The organism is Cryobacterium sp. PH29-G1, assembly GCF_030063365.1.
Taxonomy (GTDB): Bacteria; Actinomycetota; Actinomycetes; order Actinomycetales; family Microbacteriaceae; genus Cryobacterium.
This window is the reverse complement of sequence record NZ_JASISY010000030.1, coordinates 1-640: the sequence shown is the minus strand read 5'-3', so window position 1 is coordinate 640 and position 640 is coordinate 1. Positions and strand designations below refer to the sequence as shown.

At 65.9% G+C, this 640-nt stretch carries 1 protein-coding gene; it reads left to right on the top strand.

Going from position 1 to position 640, the window contains the following annotated elements; all coding sequences use genetic code 11:
- Positions 1-640: hypothetical protein (locus tag QMK22_RS17465; protein ID WP_283498927.1), on the top strand; the 640-nt coding region annotated here is incomplete at both ends.

The following is a 640-nucleotide window of genomic DNA, read 5'->3' as shown; positions in this document are numbered from 1 at the left end:
CCCGAGGAGCGCGCTGAATTTGATGCGTTCTGGGCGCAGTGCCAGGCCGACTGGCGGTTCGAGGTTGCCGAGGGCCTCGGTCAGTTCGCTCCGTACGACGCGCTCGAAGACGTCGATACCGATCCCTTCAATGCCGATCCCTTCAGCCCGGACCCCTTCCTGGCGGATACTGTCGTAACGGATGCTGTCGGCCGGGCGCTCTATCGCCGTGAGATGCCTGATGGTCCGCCTCTGCCGGCCGGCCTGGACCTGACCGAGGTGTTCGCCGCTGTGCCGCCCGAGCACCTGTTCGATGATGACCTGCGCGAGGAATTCCTCTACTCCGAGTATCTCCGCACCGAGCATCTCCGCACCGAGCGCGATAGCGACAACGAACCGGGCCAGCCGCTACCGACCGACAGCAGTCCGACCGGCAGCAGTTCGCCCGGCAGTAGTTCGCCCGGCAGTAGTGCGGCCGATGGCTTGAGTCCGTTCCAGCGGCATCAGGCGCAGTTCGTGGACCGGGCGCTGTACTTCGAGAAGATCATCGCCTGGGCCCAGGCGAGCAAAGCCGAGGTCCTCGCCGAAGCGTGGGACTACACCACCAACACCGCCGAAACCGGCCGCCCACAGGCCGGTCCGAAGCACGAACACGACTGGG